This window comes from Nonomuraea sp. NPDC051941 (genome assembly GCF_044593615.1).
On the sequence record NZ_JBIUCF010000094.1, the window covers coordinates 13332 to 30591 of the forward strand.

Sequence of the window (17260 nt, forward strand, 5' to 3'; positions counted from 1 at the left end):
TGAGGCTACGGCTCTCCCTCGTACAGCGGCAGGATGGCTACGAACCGGGCGCCGGGCCAGTGGTCGGCGACGGCGAGGCTGCCACGGTGAGCTATGGCGATCTCGCGGGACAGGGACAGGCCGAGGCCGCTGCCCTCCTTGTCCTTGGCCCGTGCGTCGTCCAGGCGGGTGAAGCGTTCGAAGATCCGCTCTCTGTCCTGCGGTGGGATGCCGTCGCCGTCGTCCGCCACGGTGACGATCACCTTGCCGTCCGCCACCTCGACCGAGAGGTCGATCCTGGTGGCGGCGTGCCGGGTGGCGTTGTCCAGGAGGTTCGTCAGCATGCGGTCGAGCTGGATCGGCGAGCCGTACACCGGGGCAGGCCTGCATGGGTTGATGGCGATGGGGGCTCTGGAGCCTTCTCGGCGACGCACCTGCTCTTGGGCCACCCGGCACATGTCCACCACGCGGCGCTGCACGACCGCGTGGGCATCCAGCCGGGCCAGCATCATGAGCTCGTCGATGATGCCGGTGAGGCGGTCGGCGGCGGCCAGGGCCTGCGTGCCCGTGGCCCGCCAGTCTGTTTCGTCCGGGTAGGCGCTGGCGACCTCCAGTTGGGTGTGCAGGGATGAGAGAGGGCTGCGCAGCTCGTGAGAGGCGTCGGCCACGAAGCGGCGCTGGGACTCGGCGGAGCGTTCGAGGCGGTCGAGCGTATGGTTCGTGGCGGCAGCCAGGTCGGCGATCTCGTCGCTGGTGTCGGGTACGGGTACGCGCCTGCTGAGGTCCTGGCCGGTGATCTCGGTCAGCTCCGCGCGGATGCGCTCGACCGGGCGCAGGGCGAGCCCGACCACCGCCCGCGTCGTCGCGCCGACGATCACCAGCGCCAGCGGCGTGCCCAGGAACACCAGCGCGTGAAGCCACGCCAGTGCCCGGTTGACCTCGGCGAGCGAGGCCGCACCGTACACCGTGGCACGACCCTGCGGCATGTGCACAGGCCTGGCTATCACGAGGTACTCACCCCCGTCCTCCCCGTGGACGGGCGCCAGCCGACGCTCGGCGATGTGGATCTTCTCGCGCTTGTCCGCCTGGACGGTCATCACGGGCGAGGCCGCGTGCGCATCGGAGGAGGCGGCAAGCACCTTGCCGTCCTCGGAGACCACCTGCAGGAGATGCACGTGGGACGGCGTTTCCAGCTTCGCCGGAAGGCGGCTGGCTCGGGTTTGGTCGGCGACCTTGTGTACGGCCAGTTCCACCCTGGTATGGACGAGTTCGCGCAGGTAGGGCGGCACGGTGGCGAGGGTGATGGTGGACGTGACGGTGCAGACCAGCGCTGCTATCAAGATCGCGAGCGTGGTCACGCGCGCTCGGATCGAGCGCGGAAACAGTCGTGCCGCCATCCGATCCCCCGTGTCACTATCTGTGACACGTACCCGGAGAGGGGATTCGCAACAATAATGACCATTAATCTTTGCATATGCCGGATGACCGTTTGGTGGGGAAGGTTCCAGGAAAAGGGCGCTTCGTGCATTTGGTCGTCCCAGGATCGAGATTGTGCTGACGCCCAAAGGAGCTTCTATGTTGTGTAGATAATCCTTGCTCCTGACTGAACTGCGGGCATGGTGCCGGGCGTACCTCTCATCGATCGCTTGTGGGAGGGTTCGCCATGTCAGGTCCATCGCGAGGTGTCATCGGCGCTCTGGCCGCGCTCGTTCTGGTCGCCGGGTGCGGTTCGGCGGCCCGGACCGAGGCTGCGGCGAGCCCTACGTCCGGCCTTTATCAGGAGGCCGCCCTGAGTGCCGAGGAACTCGCCGCGAAGGTCGGGTGCGAGCCTGCCATGCGGACCAAGGCGGCCGAGTTGCGCGAGGGGGTGTGCAGGACGGCTGACGGCAACTACGTGGTCACCAGCTTCACAACAGAGCAGGGCAGGCGGGACTGGCTGGACTACGCGCAGATGTACGGCGGCTCCCACCTCGTCGGACGCCGCTGGGTCGTCTCGGCCGCGCCGGCCGTTCTGGAGACGTTGCGCAAGACCTTGGGCGGCGAACTGCGGACAGGCCGCGGCGCCACCCCGTCCGGTGCCTGAGACCGGCCGCGCTCATTTCGGCGGGCGCCGGTACAGCCACGTCAGGCGGACCTGGCGCGGCTTTCGGAGCGCACCAAGGAGACGACGCCGGCGATGAATGCTCCGCCGACCACGAGGGGAGGCGTGAGGGCGGACACGATCTCGAACAAGGGATTTCTCACTTTCAGGCTTGGATGCGGCGGCGGGGCCCGCGACGCCATGTTGACGCCGACCAGGTTGAACAGCAGGGCGATTTCCGGTTGCGGCTCAGCCGAACATCGCGATCACGGTTGCCACCATGATCACGATCAGGGTCACGACGGCGCCGATGGCGAGGGCGATCTTCACGTTGGTCGTCATCTTCGGCTCACCGTTCCTGGGAACGCCTGTTCAGCCCGGCCAGGTAGTCGTTGTAGGCGGCCAGCTCGGCCTCCCCGCGGCGGTCGGCATGGCGGTCCAGCCGTCTGGATCGGCGGTGGTCGCTGAGCGCCCACTGGGCGGCGATGGTGATGACCACGATCATGGTGGGGATCTCGCCGAACGCCCATGCCATGCCCCCGGCGACGCTCTGGTCCTGCAGCACGCTCGCTCCCCAGGGGCGGGTCAGCTGGTCGTACCAGGACGAGGCGATCGACTTGCCCATCATCATCATCGAGATGCCGAAGAACGCGTGGAAGGGCATGGTCATCATGAGCGTGCCGAGCTTGGCGACGTATGGCAGGCGGCGCGGCGCCGGGTCCACTCCGATGATCACCCAGAAGAACAGCGTGCCGGACAGCAGGAAGTGCGTGTTCATGAGGATGTGGCCGACCGGCTGGCGCATGGCGGTCTCGAAGAGCGAGGTGTAGTACAGCGCGTACGAGCCGCTGACGAAGACGACCAACGCGAATGCCGGGTGCGAGACGATCTCGGCGACGCGGCTGTGCAGCGCCGAGACGATCCACTCGCGTGGGCCGCGGTCGCCGCGCCGGGCGGCCGGTCTCAGCGCTCTGAGGGCCAGTGTCACCGGCGCGCCCAGGACCAGGAAGATCGGCGCCAGCATGGCCAGGCCCATGTGCTGGATCATGTGCATGCTGAAGAGCACGGGCGCGTACGTGGCGATCCCGCTCTGCGTGAGAACGACGATGAGAACGAGCCCGACAGCCCAGGCGATCGAGCGTCCCAGGGGCCAGGAGTCGCCTCGGCGGCGCAGCCGGACGACCCCCGCCGCGTATCCTGCGGCGGCGGCGAAGGTCAGTAGGGCGAAGAAGAGGTCCAGGCGCCACAGCGAGGCCAGGCGGGCCGTGGTGAGCTCGGGCGGCATCGCGTATCCCAGCAGGTCGCGAACCAGGTCGACGGGCAGCAAGGTGGGCGGCGGCGAGGTCCGCGACAGGGCCACCGCCAGCCCGATGGCGGCGGCCATGACCACGACCTCACCGGCCGCGAGCCGGATGAAGGCCCGTGGCCGGCCGGCGCTCAGGGCTGCCAGTGTGTGGCGGCGGTGCAGCCATCCGACCCCTCCGAGGATGACCAGGGTGGCCGCCTTGGCCAGGATGAGCAGGCCGTACGAAGAGGAGAACAGCTGCCCGATCTCGGTGAGGCGGGCCGCGGCGCCGGCCACGCCGCTGACCGCCACCCCTGCCAGGCACCACAGCGCCAGGCGGGAGAACCGTCCCGCGGCGAGCGCCAGATCGGCCCCGCCGCGCAGGGCGTGCACGGTGACCGCGGCCAGGCCGCCGACCCACAACGCCAGAGCCACCAGGTGCAGCCCCAGCCCGGTGATCGCCATCGAGTGGTTGGGGGAGCTGGCCGAGTGGCCGGTCAGTACGGGCGGAAGCAGCGTCAACAGCGCGACGGCGAGCAGTCCGGCGGTGCCATGCGCGCTCACCACCCCTCTGGCGTATCCCGCGACGCAGCCCGACAGGATCAGCACCAGCAGCAGCATGGTGCCCTGCGGGATGGTGGTGACGAAGCTGACGATCACTGTGCCGCTCAGCCCCGTGGCGGGCACCGCCAGGAGATCCGACAGCGTGAACAGCATGGTCAGCGCGGTCATCCCGGCCCAGGACAGGGCGGCCCACGACGCCATGCGCGCGTATCCCCGTGCCTCGGGGGACAGCAGTCCCTTGGCGGAGGGGAGCAGGACGGTTGCCATGAGCAGCAGACCCACCGTCGTCACGGCGGACAGGTCGGCGCCGAGCCTGGCGAGCGGCAGTCCCCAGCGCGTGACGGTTCCGGCGTCGGGGAGTCCGGCGATCTCGACAGTGGTGGCGGCGCCGCCCACCACCAGGCCGGCGGCCAGGGCGGCCCCGGCGATGGCCGTCGCGGCGAGGAGCAGCCGGGATATGCGCGCGGTCAAACGAGTACTCCTTGAGGCAGGGATGTTCGGCCGGAGGCCGAGGGCGCGACTCCACGCCGCACCTGCAAACTTCTACGTCAAGTAGAACTTCTATCGCATGTCGAATACAGAGGCTGTAAGAGTTCGCTATCGCATCGAGATGTGCACGTGGTCCTGGTGGTTGGCGGTGATGCCGCCGCGGTCGGACATGCTTCTCCAGCTGGAGCCCTGCCAGATGCGCCGCTTGTAGATCACGTACTTGATGCCCAGGCGGGAGGCGTTCTTGATCGCCCATGCCGCCAGGGCATCGCCCTGAGCCGACTGGGCGGGGGAGGGCCACGTGCCGCCTCGCGTGATCATGAAGTCGCAGGCGCGTCCCTGCGGATGCTCGCCACCGTCCTGAAGCGAGCGGAAACACCCGATGCTGGGCAACGTGAACCGGCGTTTCACCTGATCTCGCACCATCCGGGTGCGAGGGGTGATGTTGTCGGCGCCCGACGGCAGCTCCGGCACCCAGCTGCCGTCGGACCTGCGCACTCCCGGCGCGACCATGAGACGGTCGATCCGGTCGGTGATCTGGGCGATGAGTTTGTCGGCCTTCTGTCGTTCCGCGCGCAGCCGGGTTCCACGATCGCGCAGCTCACGCGTTCTCGCGGTGGCGGCCTCCTCGGCGCGTCGGCGAGCGTCGCGGGCGGTGGCGTACCGGCTGATGATCGCCTGCTGGTTCTGCACCTGCACCTGCAGGACCGCGGCCGCATGCAGGGCTGCGTGCGGTTCCTGGGCGCCCATCGGGACGCTCTGGCTCACCTGCGGACTCTGGTAGGCGAGCGCCACCAGTTCGGCGAGCTGCTCGCGGGTGGCGTCATAGTCGCTTTGTGCGGTCTTCAGTCGGGTCGCGGCCTCCTTCTCCGCGCGCCGGGCGGCGGCCAGGGCGGCCAGGTTGGCGTTGTAGCCGGCGGCGGCGCGATCGAAGTCCTTCTGGAGCCGGCTCAGCTGCTTGCGTAGTTGCTCGGCGGTGGGCTTGGGCTCCGCGTGCGCCGGGAGCATGGCGAGCGTGGCGACAGCGAGGAACGAGGTGACCGTGCCATATGCGACCCTCAGCCATCCAGCCGTCACGCCTGCTCCCTCTCCAGCTTCTTCTATGCTCCGTAGAAGTATGGGGGAGTCTATGGGGCGAACCGGTGCTCAGGGGACGATTCCTTCGTACTTGAACCACCGGCGGCGAAGACGCGTAGCTCTTGATGATCGGCGAACCGCAGGGGGGACCAGGCCTGATGGGGCAGCTCGCTCAAGTCACATCCTCCACCGGCCTACGGGGCGGTGCCGGGCGGTCGAGGAGGGTCTCCGGCCACCCGGAGGGCAGGCGCTCGACACGCCTGATCGTCCTGGTGTGCGGGGTGGTGGTCCTTCTGGCGATCGCCGCAGGGATCACGCTCTACCTGATGCCCGAAAAGGACCCTTTGAGGGTCGCCGGGGCTTTCGGCGAGCAGCCGCAGGTGACCTTCGCCGAGGGAGGGCAGCCGGGCGAGGACCTCAAGGCTGAGACCGTGATCGCGGGCAAGGGCGTGGCCGTGGCCCAGGGAGACCTGGCCGTCGTCCAGTTCGCCAGTTACGCCTGGACCGGTACCTCTCACCGGGAGCTCGACAACAGCCATGACCGCGGCAAACCGGCGGTGATGCGGATCGGAGAGCTCATCCCCGGCCTGGACAAGAGCCTTCTCGGTAAGACGGTCGGCAGCCGGGTGGTGATGTCGATTCCCCCCAAGGACGGCTACGGCGCCGGTGGCAACGCGGAGACCGGGGTGACCGGCACGGACACGCTCATCTACGTCGTCGACCTGCTCGCCACGTATCCGAAGACCGCCTCCGCGCGTGGTCGCGCGCGCCCGGCCAACCCGGCTCTTCCTCAGGTGACGGCAGGGCCGGCGGGCAGGGCTCCGGCGGTGGCGATCCCGGCGACGGATCCGCCTGCCGAACTGCGGGCGGAGACCTTGATCGAGGGAGACGGCCCGGCCATCCGCGCCGATCAGATGCTGGTCACCCACTATCAGGGGCAGATCTGGCGCAACGGCAAGGTCTTCGACTCCTCCTGGAACAGAGGAGAGGTGGCGCCGCTGTCATCGCTGACCGGCACGATTCCCGGCATCCTCGAAGGGCTGACCGGCAAGAAGGTCGGCAGCCGGGTGCTGCTGGTCATCCCACCCAAGGACGGGTACGGCAAGAAGGGCCCGGAGGCGGTGGGGATCAAGGACGACGACACTCTGGTCTTCGTCATCGACATCCTGGGCGCGTACTGACAACCCTCGGCAGGCACCCTGCAGCGCTGCCAAGCCGTCGCCATTCTCCTCGGCTGTTGACGTCATTGACGTTCGGCGTGATGTTCGCAAGTCGTGATCGAAATGTACCGGTTGGGGGATCATGCCCGACCGTACGCTTCGACGGACGGGGAACAACGGGGAGGCATGCATGTCGTTCATGACGCGGATGGCGGCGGCGTTCAAGGGGGAGGTCAGGGCAGACGAGCTCGAGGCCTATCGCCGGGCGGGCGGGCTCGTCTACACCGAACTGGAGCGGGCCGAGGCGCTGCGCGCCCGGTTGGCCGTCGAAGGAGTGAACCTGTGGCACGGCCCGCAGGCCGCCGCCGGGCAGCTGCTGTGCACCTGGAACGCGTTCGTCCTGCAGGCCATCGGGGAGCACCTGCTCGACGCGGACTACGCCGCCGACCCGAGCACCGTCGGCTACGTGCCGCAGGTCACCGCTCTGCAGGTCGACGCCTGCTTCGCTCAGGTGGAGGGCTGGGTGTCACGGGCGCGCCAGGCCGCGGGAAACTCCCGCTACCTCGTGGAGAAAGAGGTGCTGCTCCCCGCCGACCTGCCCGAATGGGCCGAGGCCAGCCCGTGTCCGCTGCCGCACCTGCACGGCATGCTCGCCGCCTCGCGCGCCATCCGCCGCCACGCCGAGGTCGCGCTCGGCGTCTTCGAGCAGACCGTCGCCGACGCCGACAGGCACCGCTACGCACTGGAACGGCTGCGCCAGCTTGCCGCCGAGGCGGCGACGGCCGCCGACTACGCCGAAGGGCTGCTGGACGCCGACCCGGCGCCGCGCATGCACGAGGCCATCGAGCAGCGCCTGCAGCGCGCTCTGGAGATCTACTACCACCTCGGCCAGCTCATCGCGATGCCCGGACTGATCGGCGGCTACCGGGGCCCCGGCGTACGGCAGGTCGTCCCGCCCGCCAACCTGAAAGTCGCCGACGTCCGCGGCTTCGACCCCTGGTGCCTGACCGACCCGCAGAAGCGGAGCTTCTGGCAGGCCGATCCGCGGGCACGCCAGGCGATCAAGGAGATGTGGGAGTACGACCCTGCCCCCGCCCTCACCCTGCGCATCCAGGCCGAGATCGACGCCGCCCGGCAGAGCGGCGCAATCACGTTCGCCATCGACGCCCAGGGGAAACCGTTCGGCAGCTACTACTGCTGCCCCTGGTCCGCGATCTATCTGGTGCGCCGTCCGGTCGTCGTCGGCGGCCGCGCACTGCGTGCGATGCAGCAGTTCACGCTGGAGGTGTCGGCCGAGGACGTGCCGAAGGGCGGCCCGTTCAAGCGCGAGATCATCGTCTCCTCCTTCAGGCCGACCAACCGTATCGACTACTGCGACCCGGACGGCCTGCACGGCGACTGAACCACCGAAGAGTCCGCTTCGCGCCGCACATCGACCGGATCAGGCTCATGCGCGCGAGTTGGGACGCCCTACACGGTGATGCACACCACGGGAGCGATCAGCACGGCCACCGGCCCGCTGAGCAGCAGCCCGGCTGCCGAGTAAGCCGCCGCAGGCACCCAATGAGACTGACGGCGCTCGCTGAGCAGCCGCTGCAGCCGTTCGACGACGCCCGCGTCCGCCAGGCCGAACGAGGCCAGGCCAGGGCCGGGCCCGCAGGTCGCCATGCGGACGAGCGCGCGGGCCAGCGGCAATTCCCCGTGCGCCCGGCTGGCGTGATCGTCGGCGATCATCTCCAGCAGTACGGCCACCGTCTGCCGTGCGGTCCGGGCGCAGACCAGCCACGGGAACGCGTGCTCCAGCGCGACAAAGGGGAGCAGCGCCAGGTCGTGGTGGCCTCGGGCATGCGCGCGCTCGTGCTCGAGAACCGTCTGGAGTTCCTGGCCGGTCAGCGAGTCCAGGGTGCCCTGGCTGAGCACGATGCGCCGATGCCTGCCGGGCACGCAGTAGGCGACGTGTTCGGCCACCGGCAGCACGTAGACGTCGTGGGCCGGGGAATGGTCGGCGACCACGTCGACCAGCAGGCGCTGGCGGCGGCGTTCGCGGATCGTCTTGGTGGTGGTGCGTACGGTGTGGATGAGCAGCCAGCTCATCAGGCCCGCCGACCAGGTCAGAGCCAGCAGTTGCACCGGTCCGAGCCCGTCGAGGCCGTGGCCGCTGACGATCTGGCGCGCCAGCGTGTGCGCCCCGTGCGGGAAGACCGCGGCCAGCGGCGCGACCGCGGCCACCAGTCCGAGACCGACCGCGCCCAGACCGGCGGCGACTCCGATCGCCTGCCACAGCGCCAGCGCCGCGCGGGGGCAGCGGTGCGTCCAGGCCGCCCCGGCCAGCCTGCGCGCAGCCTGGTCGCCCAGCGCCAGCGGCAGCAGGGCGATTCCGGCCGCGATCAGCCAGGCGATCACGGCGCGGATCCGTCCCGCTCGCCCAGCGCCTCGCGCAAGGCGCTGGCCACCTCCGGCGTCACCGTGCCGACGAAGCGCTGCACGGCCGCCGCGACGTCACCGGCCTCGTCCAGGGCGGCGCGCATGGCCTCGGCGACGAAGGCGTCCTTGTCCGCGGTGGCTTTGTAGAGGTGCGCTCGCCCGATGCGTTCGCGGGAGACCATGCCCTTGTTCGACAGCCGCATCAGGACGGTCAGCACCGTCGTGGTGGCGGGCTGGGACGGAAGGCCGGCTGCGAGGACGTGGGCGAACATGCCGTCCGGATGCTCCCACAGGGCTTCCATGACCGATCGCTCCAGGTTGCCCAGCTGCACCGTGGCCCTCCTGCCGTGTTCTACTCCAGGTAGAAGGCTACCGTCCCCATGCCGTCCGTCGACGGGCAATCAAACAAGTGCCGCGTCGCGCCGGCAGTCAGGCGTGCGGACGAGGGCTGATGCGATTCGGTGCCGTGAGCGTCGTGGCAGCAGCCGGCGCCGCCGGTCGGCACGCGGGATCGGTGGCGCAGGCTTCTTCGTCCTCGTGATGCTGTGCGGTCATCGATGACTCCTCTCTCGGCGTATCAGCGGCTGCACAGGGTGACCGCCCAGCTCGAATAGCTGAGGCTGCGGTCGGTGATGATGCGGTCGACGCCATAGCCGGCCAGGCGCCGCCAGGCGGTGGGGGTGTTGGGAGTCCAGGCGTAAACGTGCACCCCGGCGGCGTGGTAGCTGTCCACCCACGAGCGAGACAGCTGGTCGTATCGGACGGAGACGAAGTCGTAGTGCTCGGCCTGGGCAGGGGGCGGCGTCGTGCTGGCCAGCAGCCCCTGGGTGACTGGCAGGAAGGAGACGCGGCTCAGCGCGGTGGGCAGGAACGAGGTCAGCGCGGTCCAGTCATAGGCGCGATAGCGGTGATAGACGGCGATGAGAGTGCGAGCGTCGGCGTCGTCCGGGACGCTCTTCAGCTCGATCAGCACCAGGTCGACGCGGCCGCGCAGCGCGTCCAGCACTTGCGCCAAGGCAGGTGGCGCGAGGCCGTCGCCACCACGCAGCGTGCGCAGCCGCGCCATGGACGAGGTGGCCACCAGACCGCTGCCGTTCGTGGTGCGATCCAGCGTGGCGTCGTGCATGAGGACGGGTTGGTGATCCCTGGTGAAGCGTATGTCTATCTCCACCTGACGGGCACGGGCCGCCAGCGCCTGCCGTAGCGACGTGAGGGTGTTCTCCGACCCGGAGGGAGGATAGCCGCGGTGGGCGATCACTCCGGGTGCACGGCACTGCCCCGCCGCCCGGGCGGCGTCAGCCGGGACCGCCGTAGTGACGATCTGTACGACCGCGGTGAACGTGGCCACGAGGGAACGGCACCGCCCGTGTGCCAGGGGCGGATGCCGTGGAAGCGGTGCCTCGAGGGTGCCGTCGCCGGTCGGCGGACGTCGCCGGGGGCGGGGTGAGATGCTCATCCGGCGTCGTCACCTGGTCGTGGTCGCGCCAGTGGCGCCGTTCCGGAGGCTGCAGACCACGGGTTTTGTGAGCGAGGCTGGAGGGTGGGTACGGGGGTGGCGTCGGCCGGCAGGCTCGAAAGTGCCGGCCATCCGGTCGTAGCGGCCATCACCAGTGCGGAGTTGCAGACGGTTCTCATGCGCTGCCCTTCCCATGCGCTTCTACGCAGAGTAGTTGACTCATTACGCTTAGTTTAAACATCTGACTGAATGTTCATATGTAGAAGCAAAGGTGTGCGGGAAGTGTTGACGCGGAGCGCCTCGGCCGAAATCATGTTCATACATGAACACTTGAGCAGATGTCGTAGATGGCGGAGGTCCGGTCTATCGGCTGCTCGACCCGCATGACCTGGCCATCACACGTCATTCACCGTCGTCCAAGGAGCTCAGCGCATGTCTGATCAACACAGGCACCAGGACCAAGGGGCCGGACGGAACCACGGCCACGGGCATGGGCACGGCCACGGACATGCTGTCGATGCGCAGGCCGACCGGCGCTATCTGAGCGGCGCGCTCGCTCTGATCGTCGGCTTCATGGCCGTCGAGGTCGTGATCGGCGTGATCGCCCAGTCGCTGGCGCTGATCTCCGATGCCGGCCACATGCTCACCGACGCGATGGCGATCGTGCTGGCCCTGATCGCGATGCGCATCGCGGCCCGACCGCCGCGAGGCGGCTTCACCTACGGGTTGAAGCGCGCCGAGATCATCTCCGCTCAGGTCAACGGCATCACCCTGCTGCTGCTCGCGGCCTACTTCAGCTTCGAGGGCATCCGCCGTCTGATCGAGCCGCCCCAGGTCGAGGGCTTGTTCGTGGTGTTCACCGGATTGGCCGGCATCGTCGTCAACGTGGCCGCCACCTGGCTGCTGTCCAAAGCCAACCGCTCCAGCCTCAACGTCGAAGGCGCCTTCCAGCACATCCTCAACGACCTCTACGCCTTCATCGCCACCACCCTGGCCGGCCTGGTCGTCTGGCTCACCGACTGGACCCGCGCCGACGCCATCGCCGCCCTGATCGTCGCCGCCCTGATGCTCAAGGCAGGATGGGGCCTGGTCCGCGACGCAGGACGGGTGTTCATGGAAGCCGCTCCGGCGGGAGTGAACCCTACCGAGGTCGGCCGCCAGATCGCCGCCCTCGACACCGTGGTCGAGGTGCACGACCTCCACATCTGGGAGGTGACATCCGGATATGCCGCCCTGTCGGCCCACGTGCTGGTCACCCCGGGGGCCGACTGCCACGCCGCACGTCTTGCAGTTGAGAACCTGCTGCAGGACCGGCACGGCATCGAGCACACCACCTTGCAGGTCGACCACGCCTCGCCCGACAGCCACGCCTTCGACGACGACGGCGCCCTACGTCGACTCGTACAGCACTGCGCCGACCCGCACGGCCCCACCCATCACTCCCTCCGACCTGATGAGACGGCCGGTGGTGACAGCGGCACGGCCGAGCCCGCGGCGCCGGCTTCCTCCTGTCATGACCCGAAGGCCCGGACATGAACTCCGCACTCGGGGGCACGCCACCGCGTCCCATGACCGCCCCGCGCAGTGTCACCTGCTCGAGCATGACGTCATTGACATTTGTCGCAATGCCGACAAACTATTCATGTGAACGGTTCTTCAGATGATGGCGTGTTGGCAATAGACGGTTGCACGGTCAAGGTGGTCGACGGTGAACGGGTGGCCGCCGTATACGAGCGGATGCCGGCCGCCGAGGACCTCACTGACACCGCGGACATCTTCGGGCTGCTGTCGGATCCGAACCGGTTGAGACTGCTGGTGGCACTGCTGGACGGCGAGTTGTGCGTGTGCGATCTGGCCGCGGTGACCGGCCAGAGCGAATCGGCCGTCTCCCACGCTCTGCGGTTGCTGCGCGCGCACCGCATCGTGGCCGCGCGCCGTTCCGGCCGGATGGCCTACTACCGGCTGGAAGACCCGCACGTACGGATGCTGCTCGACCTGGCTCTCGCCCACACCGAGCACACCGACGCCATCCACCCCGAACGCGACGGGAACGCGTGATCGGCACCGGAGGGACAACCACTCCGGATCGAACCCGCGACCTGCCGCACCAGCCGGCACCTTCCCAAGGAGACGGGGCGGGGTCGTCCGTCTGACGGCCCCGCCTTCGTCCCCGGGCGGACGGAGCGGAGCCGCTACCCCGCGTAGGTCTCGAACTCGGCGACCTTCGGCGTGCCCGCCGAGCTGGTGATCCTAAAGGTGATCTTGCTGAGTGAGGTCGGCGTGAAGGTGATGGCGCCCGCGCCGCTGCCGGACTTCAGGACCGCTCCGGTTCCGGCGTTGATGAGCTGCCAGGCTCCGATGCCGCCTTCGGAGCCGGACGCCTCACGGATGACGACCCTGGAGACCGTGGTGGCGGAGCCCCACTTGATCGAGATGTCACCGGTCGAGCCGGCCGGCGACCAGAAGGTGCTCATGTTGCCGTCCCGCACGTTGCCGTAGCTGGTCCCGTCGGCCTTGCTGGAGCCGTCGGAGCCGGCTCCAAGGCTGAGGTTGGGCCCGCCGGGCGAAGGGGTGGGTGACGGCGTGGGGCTGACGGTCGGTGTCGGTGTGGCCGTCGGTGTCTGCGGCGTGCAGCTGCCGTTCGACTCCTGCAGACCCTTGTTGGCGCCGGCTGTCTGGAGGACGAGGCCCGGTACGCAGCTCGCCCCGTCGAGGCTGTAGGAGTAGGGGATGCTGACGGTGGTGTTGGATTGCGGGTTGGGTCCGGCGGGGTTGTTCTCGCTGCCCGGGGCGGACCAGGTCACGTTGTCGAAGATGTTGCCGCCGACCTGCCAGTAGCCGGCCTCGCTGGTGTAGAAGGTGCCCAGGACGTCCTTGGAGTTCTTGAAGTAGTTGTTCTCCACTTTGGCGCGGGCTCCGGCCCGGGAGTTGATACCCGACTCGTGGAGGCTCACGTAGGAGTTGTTGTAGATGTGGGCGATGCCGCCACGCAGCAGGGGCGTGCGGGAGTCGATGTTCTCGTACAGGTTGTGGTGGAAGGTGATGTAGCCGTTCGAGCGGTCGCTCTCGCTGGATCCGATGAGCCCGCCGCGGCCGGAGTTGCGCAGGATGCTGTAGGACAGGGTCACGTACTGGGTGTCGTTCTTCATGTCGAAGAGGCCGTCGAAGCCCTCTGCCTCCCCGCCCGAGGCTTCCAGGGTGACGTGATCGACCCAGACGTTGCGGACGCTGCTCTCCATGCCGATGGCGTCACCGCCGTTGGACGTGGGCGAGCCCGACTTCTTGACGTTGCGGACGGTCACGTTGCGGATGATGATGTTGCGGGCTTCGCGGATGTGGATGCCCAGCTGGTCGAAGACGGCTCCGCTGCCGACCCCGATGATCGTGACGTTGCTGATCTGCTTGAGTTCGATCACGTCGGCGGCGGTGTTGCAGCTTCCGCCCGAGACCTTGGTGGTGTTGCCGTGGTTGATGGTCCCTGAGACCTCGATGATGATCGGGGTGCTGCTGCTGGCCCGGTTGCACAGGGCCGCGTGAATCGCGGTCCCCGTGGTGGCCCTCACCGTCTGCCCGCCCGCGCCACCGGTGGTTCCGCCGTTGGCGCTCGCGTAGCCGCTGGCGCCGCCGGCCGCCGCTGATGCCTGCAGCATTGGCAAGGCCACACCGGCCGCGGCCGCGATGGCCACCGCGGCCAGCACCACCTGGAGTCGCAACGCGACTGCTCGTCTCATCCTCGTTTCACCTTCTCCTTCGAACAACGGGTGCGATCTTCTCTGCGCGGTCGCCGCCGCGGCATCGGGCTTGTTGCAGGGTCAGGTCGGTCGCCGGGGTCCGGCTCCGGCCTCCGACGAGAGGGCGGAGGCCGGCAGCCGCTCACATCCGCGTTGGGGATGACCCACACCGTAGGAAAGCGCTTTCCGAGTGTCAATGCGGCGTGAAACTTTCAAATCGCCACCCGGTGGCGCCTCACGAAGCTCTCGGCCGGCTGCGTCTGGCTCAGGAGCGGTGGGGGCAGGCCACGCTCCGCCTTACAGATCCTCAACCAGTCGCGGCCTACCTTCATCAGCGCAAGGCCCGATCGGCAGCGGAAAGGAGCAGCGTCATGGCTTCGGCCACCAGAAGGCTCATCGCGTCCATCGGCATCACGGGCGCTTGATCCCGCGATCGTGCCCATATTCGCGCCCGGACCTCCGCACACGCAGCGGACCGAACAAGATCAGGAGCGGTCCCGCGCAGTTCCAGGCGGTCCCTCGTCCCTCTTTTATGCAGCGGAAGGTGTTACGCGATGGAAGGTCGCCGGCCGCAGGTCACGATCACTGCGATGGCCGCCGTGGTGGGCGAGCGGCGGTGGCGGGCCCGGCTGTTGTGGCTGTCCATGGTGCTCGCGCCGGTCGTGGTATCGGTGGCCGCCAACCAAGTGCTCAACGACGGCGTGTGGAGCGGCTCCTGGCTCGCCGGCACCATCGTGGCGGCGGTGGTGGCCGGGCTGATCGTCGAACGGGCCGGGCGCGTGCTCGCCCCCGCTGGGACCGTCACCGAGACCATGCGGGAGCTCGCCCAGCTGGTCCACGAGCGGTGGAGCGACGAGGTGGTGACGCGTTCCCTCGGCGATCCGCCGATCCCGGTCTCCTGGCACATGACCCGCCGAACCAAGCTCATGGATCACCCGCATCTGATCGCCGACCGTGAGCCGGCGCTGTCGGGCCGATCGGACGACATCGCCGCGCTCGCCGTCGCCTTCCGCGCGTTGCGCCGTCGCCGCCTGGTCATCACCGGAGGCCGGGGCACGGGCAAGACCACCCTGGCCATCCAATTGATGCTGGAACTGATCCGCACGCGTGCTGACAACGACCCGGTCCCGGTGCTCCTGCCCGTCGCCGACTGGGACATCGAGGCCCACCCTCGGTTTCAGGACTGGGTGGCCGAGCGCGTGCGCACCGACTACGCCGCCTTGCGCACGCCGGGTAACCAGCAGGACGGCGCCGACATTCTGGCGGCCCGTGGCTCAATTCTGGCCATTCTCGACGGCCTCGACGAACTGCCCGAGCCCGCCCGCGCCAAGGTGATCGAGAAATTGTCCGGCACGCTCATGGAACGCGATCAGGTGATCATCACGTCGCGTACCACCGAGTACGGCAACGCGGTCACCGCCGCACGGCGCCCGCTCAAGGCCGCCGCCGTCATCGCGCCCAAGACGCTGCTCCCCGACATCGTGGCGAACTACCTGAGTGCCGCGTTGCCCGCGCTTTCCTCGTCCTCGGCGTGGACCAAAGTCTTAAGTGCCCTCAGGGAGGGCTCCGCGCCGGCTCTGGCCGACGTCACCTCCACCGCCTTGGGCCTATGGCTGGTCCGGGCCGTCTACATCGACCAGCCGGACGCCGACCCGGCTCCGTTGGCGACCGAGTACGCCGACGACACGCGGGCCCTGCGCGCTCACCTGCTCGACAATGTCCTTGGTGCGCTGCTGAACGCACGCACCACGATCCGGCCTACGACATGGGATCCGGCCATCATCACCGAATGGACAAAGCGGCTGGCACGCCTGCAGGCCGAATCCGGCGGTCATGACCTGGCCTGGTGGCGGCTGACCGACCAGGCACTGCCCGCCTCACGAACGCGGCGCGCACTCGCCCGTGCCTGGATCGGCGGGTTGAGCGGTCTGGTGTTCGCACTCCCGGCCGCGTTGACCGCCATGCTGACCTATGGGCCGGTCTTCGGCTCGGCCTTCGGCATCTTCTTCGGCCTGTCCGCGATGCAGGCCGCCCGCACCCCCGACTTCGCTCCGCTGCGCGTACGGCAACGGCTGCAGGACTTCACCCGCGGTCTGTTGTCCGACGTGCGAATGATCTTCCTCATCATGCCGGTCGGCCTCGGCCTGCCGGCGGTGGGCTACAACGCGTGGGTGCACGGCTGGAAGATGGGCCTGGCCACCCTGTTCTCAGCGCTTGGCATCGGCTGGGTGACAGTGCGGGTGTCGCGGCAGCAGGACAAGAAGCCCGCCCAGCCAGACGAGAATCGACTCCCGCCGTTCACCGCCGCCGTCACCCCGCAATCCACCTGGCGGGTCAACCGAAGCCTCGTGGGTCTGCAATTGATGAACGCACTTCTCCTGGGGGCGATCGTCGGCTTCGCAGTCGATTTCATGAACGAGGCGTCCATCGTGCCGCCTCTCCCGTCCGCGGCCGTGGACATGGGGATGGGCATCATCTGCGGCATAGCATTCGGTCTGGTGACCAAACGCCAGCACATGTGGCTGATGTCCACCATCGCCCTGGTGCACCTTGGGCCATCGGGCCGGCTGCCGTTCCGCTTGATGCGCTTCCTGCACGATCTGCACCACCTGGGCGTCCTGCGGACCGTGGGACCCTTCTACCAGTTCCGCCACGCCGAACTACAAGATCATCTAGCTGCTTCCAGCTTCACGCCGAGACGTATGCGCGGCGTCGCCCCCTGATACGCTGTCAGGCATGATCCAGAAGTTCATCCGGCTTCGTCACAGCTGAAGCGGTCTGCCCGCCGGTCGTTCAGCGGCCGGCGCCAGTTGAGGCGATCCCGCAGACAGGTGCCGTGGCACAAGCGGTGCACCACACGGGTTTCGCCCGCAGCCGACCGCCGGCTTCATCGGCTACCTCCGAGGAGACCCCCGCCTTCAGGACTCCGTTGCCCAATTCGGTGGGTCATGCGGTGAGTGCCAGGTCGAGGCGCGCGAAGTGTGAGACTCGGGTCGCGCCGAGGGGTGTCTCGGT

The 17260-nt window shown here is 68.6% G+C and carries 13 protein-coding genes; 6 read left to right on the forward strand and 7 right to left on the reverse strand.

What is annotated here, in order from left to right; all coding sequences use genetic code 11:
* Positions 1 to 5: 5 nt before the first annotated feature.
* Positions 6 to 1337, reverse strand: a complete 1332-nt coding sequence (locus tag ACIHFD_RS65520) for a sensor histidine kinase (protein ID WP_397375562.1) — start codon at positions 1335 to 1337, stop codon at positions 6 to 8.
* A 305-nt stretch (positions 1338 to 1642) separates the two neighbouring features.
* Between ACIHFD_RS65520 and ACIHFD_RS65525 the strand changes: the two genes are divergently transcribed.
* Positions 1643 to 2062: a hypothetical protein gene (locus tag ACIHFD_RS65525; RefSeq protein ID WP_397375563.1), complete on the forward strand. Its 420-nt coding sequence runs from the start codon at positions 1643 to 1645 to the stop codon at positions 2060 to 2062.
* Between the two features lie 346 nt (positions 2063 to 2408).
* Here the strand turns inward: ACIHFD_RS65525 and ACIHFD_RS65530 are convergent, their stop codons facing one another.
* Both ACIHFD_RS65530 and ACIHFD_RS65535 read right to left on the reverse strand, forming a co-directional pair.
* Positions 2409 to 4379 carry a cytochrome c oxidase assembly protein gene (locus tag ACIHFD_RS65530; protein ID WP_397375564.1) on the reverse strand — a complete coding sequence of 657 codons (1971 nt, stop codon included), beginning with the start codon at positions 4377 to 4379 and terminating at the stop codon, positions 2409 to 2411.
* Between the two features lie 126 nt (positions 4380 to 4505).
* Positions 4506 to 5474, reverse strand: coding sequence for a hypothetical protein (locus ACIHFD_RS65535; protein ID WP_397375565.1), 969 nt, complete (start codon positions 5472 to 5474; stop codon positions 4506 to 4508).
* A gap of 281 nt (positions 5475 to 5755) precedes the next feature.
* Between ACIHFD_RS65535 and ACIHFD_RS65540 the strand changes: the two genes are divergently transcribed.
* Together ACIHFD_RS65540 and ACIHFD_RS65545 are read left to right on the forward strand one after the other, a co-directional pair.
* Positions 5756 to 6655, forward strand: coding sequence for an FKBP-type peptidyl-prolyl cis-trans isomerase (locus ACIHFD_RS65540; RefSeq protein ID WP_397375566.1), 900 nt, complete (start codon positions 5756 to 5758; stop codon positions 6653 to 6655).
* 169 nt (positions 6656 to 6824) lie between these two features.
* Positions 6825 to 8036 carry a hypothetical protein gene (locus ACIHFD_RS65545; RefSeq protein ID WP_397375567.1) on the forward strand — a complete coding sequence of 404 codons (1212 nt, stop codon included), beginning with the start codon at positions 6825 to 6827 and terminating at the stop codon, positions 8034 to 8036.
* Between the two features lie 68 nt (positions 8037 to 8104).
* Here the strand turns inward: ACIHFD_RS65545 and ACIHFD_RS65550 are convergent, their stop codons facing one another.
* The 3 genes from ACIHFD_RS65550 to ACIHFD_RS65560 all read right to left on the reverse strand — a co-directional run bounded on the left by ACIHFD_RS65550 (position 8105) and on the right by ACIHFD_RS65560 (position 10406).
* Positions 8105 to 9037, reverse strand: coding sequence for a M56 family metallopeptidase (locus ACIHFD_RS65550; RefSeq protein WP_397375568.1), 933 nt, complete (start codon positions 9035 to 9037; stop codon positions 8105 to 8107).
* Positions 9034 to 9390: a BlaI/MecI/CopY family transcriptional regulator gene (locus ACIHFD_RS65555; protein WP_363964607.1), complete on the reverse strand. Its 357-nt coding sequence runs from the start codon at positions 9388 to 9390 to the stop codon at positions 9034 to 9036. Before ACIHFD_RS65555 ends, ACIHFD_RS65550 begins: the two co-directional genes overlap by 4 nt.
* A gap of 245 nt (positions 9391 to 9635) precedes the next feature.
* Positions 9636 to 10406: a glycerophosphodiester phosphodiesterase gene (locus tag ACIHFD_RS65560; protein ID WP_397375569.1), complete on the reverse strand. Its 771-nt coding sequence runs from the start codon at positions 10404 to 10406 to the stop codon at positions 9636 to 9638.
* Between the two features lie 540 nt (positions 10407 to 10946).
* On the opposite strand from ACIHFD_RS65560, the gene ACIHFD_RS65565 reads away from it, so the two are divergent.
* Together ACIHFD_RS65565 and ACIHFD_RS65570 are read left to right on the forward strand one after the other, a co-directional pair.
* Positions 10947 to 12050, forward strand: coding sequence for a cation diffusion facilitator family transporter (locus ACIHFD_RS65565; RefSeq protein ID WP_397375570.1), 1104 nt, complete (start codon positions 10947 to 10949; stop codon positions 12048 to 12050).
* Positions 12051 to 12182: 132 nt separating this feature from the next.
* Entirely contained in the window at positions 12183 to 12572 is a 390-nt protein-coding gene (locus ACIHFD_RS65570; protein ID WP_397375571.1) for an ArsR/SmtB family transcription factor, read from the forward strand.
* A 134-nt stretch (positions 12573 to 12706) separates the two neighbouring features.
* Here the strand turns inward: ACIHFD_RS65570 and ACIHFD_RS65575 are convergent, their stop codons facing one another.
* A complete protein-coding gene (locus ACIHFD_RS65575; RefSeq protein WP_397375572.1) occupies positions 12707 to 14245 on the reverse strand; it encodes a polysaccharide lyase family 1 protein in 1539 nt (512 codons plus the stop codon).
* Positions 14246 to 14799: 554 nt separating this feature from the next.
* On the opposite strand from ACIHFD_RS65575, the gene ACIHFD_RS65580 reads away from it, so the two are divergent.
* The gene (locus tag ACIHFD_RS65580; RefSeq protein WP_397375573.1) at positions 14800 to 16968 is read left to right on the forward strand and encodes an NACHT domain-containing protein; all 2169 of its coding nucleotides are present in this window, start codon (positions 14800 to 14802) and stop codon (positions 16966 to 16968) included.
* Positions 16969 to 17260 lie beyond the last annotated feature (292 nt).